Genomic DNA, 5,990 nt, shown 5'->3' with positions numbered 1-5,990 from the left:
CTGAGGCAGCACCTGGCACGGCTGGGACGGAAGTCGCTGTCGTTCTCAAAATCGGTGGAGCTGCATGACAAAGTCATCGGGCATTATCTGAACATAAAACACTATCAATAAGTTGGAGTCATTACCCTGCCGGCGTAGCCTATCCCCATGGACATTGAAACAGCATCCCCACCGGTCTCACCCAAAGTGGTTACTGCTATTTTGACTATCCAGAACGTAAGGGTAATCTGAGGCACCTTGACTAACGATGCCTGTAATTTCGTATTCATAGAACATCCCTGGCGAGCTCAGCAGATTTGTATTTGTTATTGACCAGCTAAAATCTCTTACTGATTAATATTATCATGTCCGGTGGTGAAAGGTGCATTACATTTTCTGGAGTTAGGGTTACAGTAGTTTTTGTCTGTTCCGTCTGGCTTGGCAATATTATCCCGGCCAGTAGAAAAAGGGGCCTCGCAACGATGTGATCCCGGATTACAGTAGTTTTTATCTGACCCGTCTGGTTTTGCAATATTATCCCGGCCAATAGTAAAAGGGGCCTCGCAACGATGTGAACCTGGATTACAGTAGCTGGCATTAGCGGTTTTCTGAACCCGTAAGTCAGACATACCGGTGTGTTCGGTACTGGCGTATACAGAGCTGGCAGTCATTGCCAGTAAAAATGTAGAAAGGGCAAAAAAAATTGTGCGTTTCATGGTGTGTTACTCCTGGTTGGTGTAATTTATATTCGTCTTTTGGCGTAGTCATAACATTACGCGGAAATACTTAGAACATACTTAGCCATTAAAAGTTAGAACAATTATCCTTACAGGAGGCAGACTCATCCTGTTCAGTGCCAGATATTTACAATCGGGTAAGCCGGCTCGTCAGGTGTGTGCTGGCCATAGAATGAAAGGGAGTGACCTGCTTTCGATATAAAGATAGTAAAATCGTTTTTTAAAAAATGATATGAATGATTTTGTATACAGGGAGTCTGGTTTTTACTGAAAGCAAATACGAAAACACTCGCCCCCCGTTTATTACAACCTGCAAAGTGATGGTTTCTTTTTCAGGTCTATTACGTTTAACGTCATCAAATATTTTACTGGCACCATCACACTAAATAACGACCGGGTTAAGACATGGCATCAGAAATTAGCAGATACTCCGTGCTGCGTATATCCGGCACTCCGCCAGTGTCTGCGGCAGCGGACATACCGCGACTGCCGGCTTCAGATATATCTTTCTTACAACGAAAAACAGAGCCTTCACCAGAAATGACACGGTTTCCACCGTATCATTTTTTAACGTCTTTATGTTCATGTGATTGTCCTCCTTGTTTGTTAAGGACAGCATAGCGGCGTTAACTTAGGGAAAACTGAGCGAACTGAATATTGGTTTACCCGGAGTGGCTTTCAACCGGCAGGATTATCCTTGCCCTCAACCCGGATGGAAAGTGTGAGGATGGCGCAAGAATGATTGTTCCTCCCAGCCGGTGCACGCATGCTTTTACAATAGACAAGCCCAACCCTGAGCCAGGTTTTTCGGTGCCTGCAGGCCGGTAGAATGCGTCAAATACTCGTTCTCTTTGTTCCGCTGCAATTCCCGGCCCGTTATCCTCGACATCAATCACCGCGCTGTTATCAATAAACTGTAACCGCAGGTCAATCTGCCCGTTTTCAGGGATATAGTGAATCGCGTTTTCGACCAGATTTTTGAGCGCCGTGTACAGGGTGTTTTTTTCCGTAATCACCTGCGACTCTGCCTGGTAAGGGGTTTCCACCACACCGATATCAATACCCTTTTCCAGTGCCAGAGGGAGCAGGGTCTCTATAACCTGCCGAAACACTTCATTGAGTGATACCGCTTCTGTCCCTTGCGTCTGAAGAGGCTGTTGCTCTCTGGCGAGAGATAATAGCTGCTCAAGCAAATTTTTTTCCCGCGTCAACCCCAGCCTCAGAGCGGCTAAACGCTCACGCGCCTCTGCCGACATGTCTGAACCCGATAACCGCTCAGCCTGGAGGGACAGGGCCGTCAGGGGGGTGCGTAATTCGTGCGCGGCATCGGCAATGAAGCGTTTTTGTGCCTGTATTGTGTTGTTCACTTTGTGCAAAAGTCTGTTAATACTTTCCACGAAAGGGCGAATCTCGTCCGGTATGTTATCATCCCTCAATGGTGTTAAATCCCGTTCATCTCGCCGGTATACTCCTGCAGCAAGATTCAGCACTGGCCGGAAGGATTTTTTTATCAGGTCGGTGGTGACCAGCAGCAGCACAGGTAAAAGCAGGATAAATGGGATCAGCGTGCGTAATGCGCTTGCAAAGGCGATTTCATCCCTGACCTCGGTCTGCTGACCAACAATCACAAACTGTTCCGGCGTCAGACGGTGAACAAGAACCCGATATTGTACACCGGTGATGGTGGCGTTCTGAAAACCTTCCCTCACGGGCGCGGGCAAATGAAAGGTGATGCCTGTGTCATCGTTTTGCGTACCCGAGACGGTGAGATATTCCACCAGTATTTTGCCATCGCTGTCCTCGTCGGCCCTCTTTTGCCCCTTTATTTCGGGCAGCGCGTTATGTCCGGGGGACTTCGTGACGTAAGCTATCTGTTTTAAGGTATCGTCCTGAAGCTCCCTGGCTTCATCCAGCGCCAGATAAAAGGTAATCCCTCCGGAAATAACGGCGGTAAGCAGGATAGCGATACCCAGCGCCAGTGATAACCGTAACTGAACGGAGGTTTTCATCCGTTTTTTGAAACCAGCCATCCGACTCCCCTGACATTTTTAATCGCGTCCCGCCCGAGCTTCTTTCTTAACGCATGGATCAGAAATTCGATGGCATTACTTTCGACTTCATCACCCCAGCCATAAATTCGGTCTTCCAGTGCGCTGCGGGAAAGTATTCCTCCTGGACGCAGCATCAGAGCTTCCAACAGGGCGTATTCGCGGTTCGAGAGCAAAAACTTTTGCTGGGTTTCGGAAATGCTGGCTTCATGAGTGACCGGATCCAGCGTCAGTACGCCATTACTCAGGACAGGGTTTCCATTGCCAGTGTTTCTTCGAATGACTGCGCGGATCCGGGCCAGTAGCTCGCTCATTTCAAATGGTTTGAGAATATAATCGTCCGCACCGCCGTCGAGCCCTTTTAACCTGTCTTCGAGCGCGTCGCGAGCGGTCAGAATGAGCACCGGCACCGGAAGCGCTTTTTGGCGGATTTCGGCCAGCACGGTCAGGCCGTCTTTGCCAGGCAACCCTAGGTCAAGCAAAATCACATCATATTGCCAGGTGCTAAACCCGACACAGGCATCATTGCCGCTTTTAACCCAGTCTACCGCCCAGGCGTTGTCTTTCAGCGAGCTGGTGACGACCTCTCCAACCATCGGATCGTCCTCGACAAGGAGTATTCTCATAGGATTGATAGCTCACGGATAAGCGAAATATACCGAAGAATAAACACGATACCGGTGATGTACAACCTGTACCGCACTGAATGTCTTATCTGTTGATTTCTTCGAGTTTCATTTTATAGGTGAGGTAACCGATAAGACTGGTGATGGTCAGCAGGAACAAAATGCTGGTTCCTGTTGTGCCAAGCCCCAGACCACCGCTGGTAAGGGGTTGAGATAACAAATCACCACAAGAGGCTCCCAGAGGCCGGGTTAAAATATACGCAATCCAGAAACACAGTACGCTGTTCGCTTTGAACAGATAGCGACTGACCGCGGTCAGCGCAATCAGCGCACCAAACACAATGGCTGCATTCAGATAACCAAGCCCCAGACTTTCCGCTGCCCAGTCTCCTGCGGCAGTTCCCAGCGAGAAGGTGAACAAAATGGCGATCCAGTAATACGTTTCCCGCTTCAGGCTGTTGATGCTGTGAATAGATAAGGTTTTTTCCTTCGCGTACCAGAGTCCGAATGTCAGAACCAGCAATCCGCCAAATACCGATGTTGACAGCGCGAGCGGCACTCCAAAGTGGTCGGTCATGTTGTCAGTGATCAGCGTTCCGAACACGCTGATTAATAGTACAGTTGACCAGTAAAGAGCCGGAATATAGCGATTCGCACGTAACTGAAAGGTCAGTACCACGGCAAACAATATGCCGGTAAGCAGAGAGGTATTAGTCAGCCCCCAGTTGAGATCCATATTCAGGAAGTCTGCCGCTGTTTCACCCACGGTAGTGGACATCATTTTTATCAGCCAGAAAAAGAGTGTGACTTCAGGAACTTTATTCATCGGGAAAGCCGGGGACGTATTTTGTTGTGGTCGCATTGTTTCCTGCCTGGGATGACTGTTGCCGTATTCATCGGGTGAGTCTGCTTCCACCGCAGATTAATGAGCCAGACTTAGGAGTTACTTAGCGGGGACAGACAGTGAAAGAATGATACTTTCATCGGGTCTGCTCCAGTCCATTCAGTACTAATTAAGCGGAGTGGGTTCACCGGGCGCATAGTGGCGCACTTTGAAGAAAAACCATCTGAAATCAGGGCATTATTTAACAATCAGTCAGACCCTGCCCGGACAGCCGAGCAACGTGAAAGAATACTGGCGGCCGGTCTGCCGATATGACGATGTTGATTTGCAGTTATTATGAGTCCGGCGGAATAGATTGCGGGTGATGCTGCCAACTTACTGATTTAGTGTATGATGGTGTTTTTGAGGTGCTCCAGTGGCTTCTGTTTCTATCAGCTGTCCCTCCTGTTCAGCTACTGACGGGGTGGTGCGTAACGGTAAAAGTACTGCCGGACATCAGCGCTATCTCTGCTCTCACTGCCGTAAAACATGGCAGTTACAGTTCACATACACAGCCTCTCAACCCGGTACGCACCAGAAAATCATTGATATGGCCATGAATGGCGTTGGATGCCGGGCAACCGCCCGCATTATGGGCGTTGGCCTCAACACGATTTTCCGCCATTTAAAAAACTCAGGCCGCAGTCGGTAACCTCGCGCATACAGCCGGGCAGTGACGTCATCGTCTGCGCGGAAATGGACGAACAGTGGGGATACGTCGGGGCTAAATCGCGCCAGCGCTGGCTGTTTTACGCGTATGACAGGCTCCGGAAGACGGTTGTTGCGCACGTATTCGGTGAACGCACTATGGCGACGCTGGGGCGTCTTATGAGACTGCTGTCACCCTTTGACGTGGTGATATGGATGACGGATGGCTGGCCGCTGTATGAATCCCGCCTGAAGGGAAAGCTGCACGTAATCAGCAAGCGATATACGCAGCGAATTGAGCGGCATAACCTGAATCTGAGGCAGCACCTGGCACGGCTGGGACGGACGTCGCTGTCGTTCTCAAAATCGGTGGAGCTGCATGACAAAGTCATCGGGCATTATCTGAACATAAAACACTATCAATAAGTTGGAGTCATTACCGAAGAACTCTTAATTAAGTATTCTTCAAGTGGGCCAGCATATGCCCCTGATGTCACGATCGTTAGTTGCGTAAGAGGATGAGTCAAACTCTCAATGCCCTTCAGGATGTCATTCTGGACAGCAGCAATATAAACAGGCGAAGCCGCAATCAAATATTCATCATTCGGACTGGACTGCATTAACTGGCTTATAGTTGCGCAACGGTTATGCTTTCCTAGTGATTTTGTGATGGCTTTCCACCAGAGATCATGCCTGAATGGTACTTGATGAAATGTCGCCTCGTAAGAGGGCACCCGATCTCTACAATTTAAAAAACCCATCCCGGCAGAGATTATCCACAACTCCAGATTTCTGGTTGAGTTTAAAATTTCCTTTGCCGTAGACCAGTGATTACCTGAATACAAGGACAATGCCGGTACCGCCTGATTACTTCTGGCGTCGTCTACAATGTTACTCCAGGCATATGCTGCGTCGTCCGGGGTTTGTTTTGGATCTATGTCCGGCACTGTTGCAAAGTTAGCGATGAGGCAGCCTTTTGTCTTATTCAAAGGCCTTACATTTCAAAAACTCTGCTTACCAGGCGCATTTCGCCCAGGGGATCACCATAATAAAATGCTGAGGCCTGGCC

At 49.0% G+C, this 5,990-nt stretch carries 7 protein-coding genes and 3 pseudogenes; 3 read left to right on the top strand and 7 right to left on the bottom strand.

The window, feature by feature from the left end:
• Nucleotides 1-111: IS1 family transposase (locus tag ACHHZ6_RS24430; protein WP_001691633.1), on the top strand; the 111-nt coding region annotated here is incomplete at its 5' end.
• A 23-nt stretch (nucleotides 112-134) separates the two neighbouring features.
• On the opposite strand, the pseudogene ACHHZ6_RS24425 reads toward ACHHZ6_RS24430, so the two are convergent.
• The 5 genes and pseudogenes from ACHHZ6_RS24425 to ACHHZ6_RS24405 all read right to left on the bottom strand — a co-directional run.
• Nucleotides 135-269: pseudogene (locus ACHHZ6_RS24425) on the bottom strand (hypothetical protein); the annotation flags it as partial.
• Between the two features lie 57 nt (nucleotides 270-326).
• The gene (locus tag ACHHZ6_RS24420) at nucleotides 327-695 is read right to left on the bottom strand and encodes a hypothetical protein (protein WP_000831397.1); all 369 of its coding nucleotides are present in this window, start codon (nucleotides 693-695) and stop codon (nucleotides 327-329) included.
• A gap of 683 nt (nucleotides 696-1,378) precedes the next feature.
• Nucleotides 1,379-2,746: an ATP-binding protein gene (locus ACHHZ6_RS24415; RefSeq protein WP_000896835.1), complete on the bottom strand. Its 1,368-nt coding sequence runs from the start codon at nucleotides 2,744-2,746 to the stop codon at nucleotides 1,379-1,381.
• Nucleotides 2,722-3,390, bottom strand: coding sequence for a response regulator (locus tag ACHHZ6_RS24410; protein WP_003026030.1), 669 nt, complete (start codon nucleotides 3,388-3,390; stop codon nucleotides 2,722-2,724). The genes ACHHZ6_RS24415 and ACHHZ6_RS24410 overlap by 25 nt, the downstream gene beginning before the upstream one ends.
• A gap of 85 nt (nucleotides 3,391-3,475) precedes the next feature.
• Nucleotides 3,476-4,252 carry a membrane protein gene (locus ACHHZ6_RS24405; protein WP_001805638.1) on the bottom strand — a complete coding sequence of 259 codons (777 nt, stop codon included), beginning with the start codon at nucleotides 4,250-4,252 and terminating at the stop codon, nucleotides 3,476-3,478.
• A gap of 189 nt (nucleotides 4,253-4,441) precedes the next feature.
• Between ACHHZ6_RS24405 and ACHHZ6_RS24400 the strand changes: the two are divergent.
• Together ACHHZ6_RS24400 and ACHHZ6_RS24395 are read left to right on the top strand one after the other, a co-directional pair.
• Nucleotides 4,442-4,549: pseudogene (locus tag ACHHZ6_RS24400) on the top strand (AAA family ATPase); the annotation flags it as partial.
• 100 nt (nucleotides 4,550-4,649) lie between these two features.
• Nucleotides 4,650-5,347 (top strand): IS1-like element IS1B family transposase gene (locus ACHHZ6_RS24395; protein ID WP_223822560.1). Its coding sequence is split into 2 segments (ribosomal slippage): nucleotides 4,650-4,899 and nucleotides 4,899-5,347, totalling 699 coding nucleotides; the frame shifts between segments, so codons are not numbered across the junction.
• On the opposite strand, the gene ACHHZ6_RS24390 is transcribed toward ACHHZ6_RS24395, so the two are convergent.
• Together ACHHZ6_RS24390 and ACHHZ6_RS24385 are read right to left on the bottom strand one after the other, a co-directional pair.
• A complete protein-coding gene (locus ACHHZ6_RS24390) occupies nucleotides 5,341-5,910 on the bottom strand; it encodes a hypothetical protein (protein ID WP_048221193.1) in 570 nt (189 codons plus the stop codon). The two genes, ACHHZ6_RS24395 and ACHHZ6_RS24390, sit on opposite strands and share 7 nt — an antisense overlap.
• A 5-nt stretch (nucleotides 5,911-5,915) precedes the next feature.
• Nucleotides 5,916-5,990, bottom strand: a pseudogene (locus ACHHZ6_RS24385) (IS6 family transposase); the annotation flags it as partial.

It is taken from the genome of Enterobacter cloacae complex sp. 2024EL-00214 (genome assembly GCF_043945575.1).
Lineage (GTDB): Bacteria > Pseudomonadota > Gammaproteobacteria > Enterobacterales > Enterobacteriaceae > Enterobacter > Enterobacter cloacae_P.
The sequence above is the reverse complement of the archived record's forward strand: the minus strand, read 5'-3'. Positions and strand labels throughout refer to the sequence as shown.

What these genes read in the sequence shown, in the direction of transcription:
- ACHHZ6_RS24420 (WP_000831397.1), bottom strand. Translation starts at nt 695, where the DNA reads ATGAAACGCACAATTTTTTTTGCCCTTTCTACATTTTTACTGGCAATG.
- ACHHZ6_RS24415 (WP_000896835.1), bottom strand. Translation starts at nt 2,746, where the DNA reads ATGGCTGGTTTCAAAAAACGGATGAAAACCTCCGTTCAGTTACGGTTA.
- ACHHZ6_RS24405 (WP_001805638.1), bottom strand. Translation starts at nt 4,252, where the DNA reads ATGCGACCACAACAAAATACGTCCCCGGCTTTCCCGATGAATAAAGTT.
- ACHHZ6_RS24410 (WP_003026030.1), bottom strand. Translation starts at nt 3,390, where the DNA reads ATGAGAATACTCCTTGTCGAGGACGATCCGATGGTTGGAGAGGTCGTC.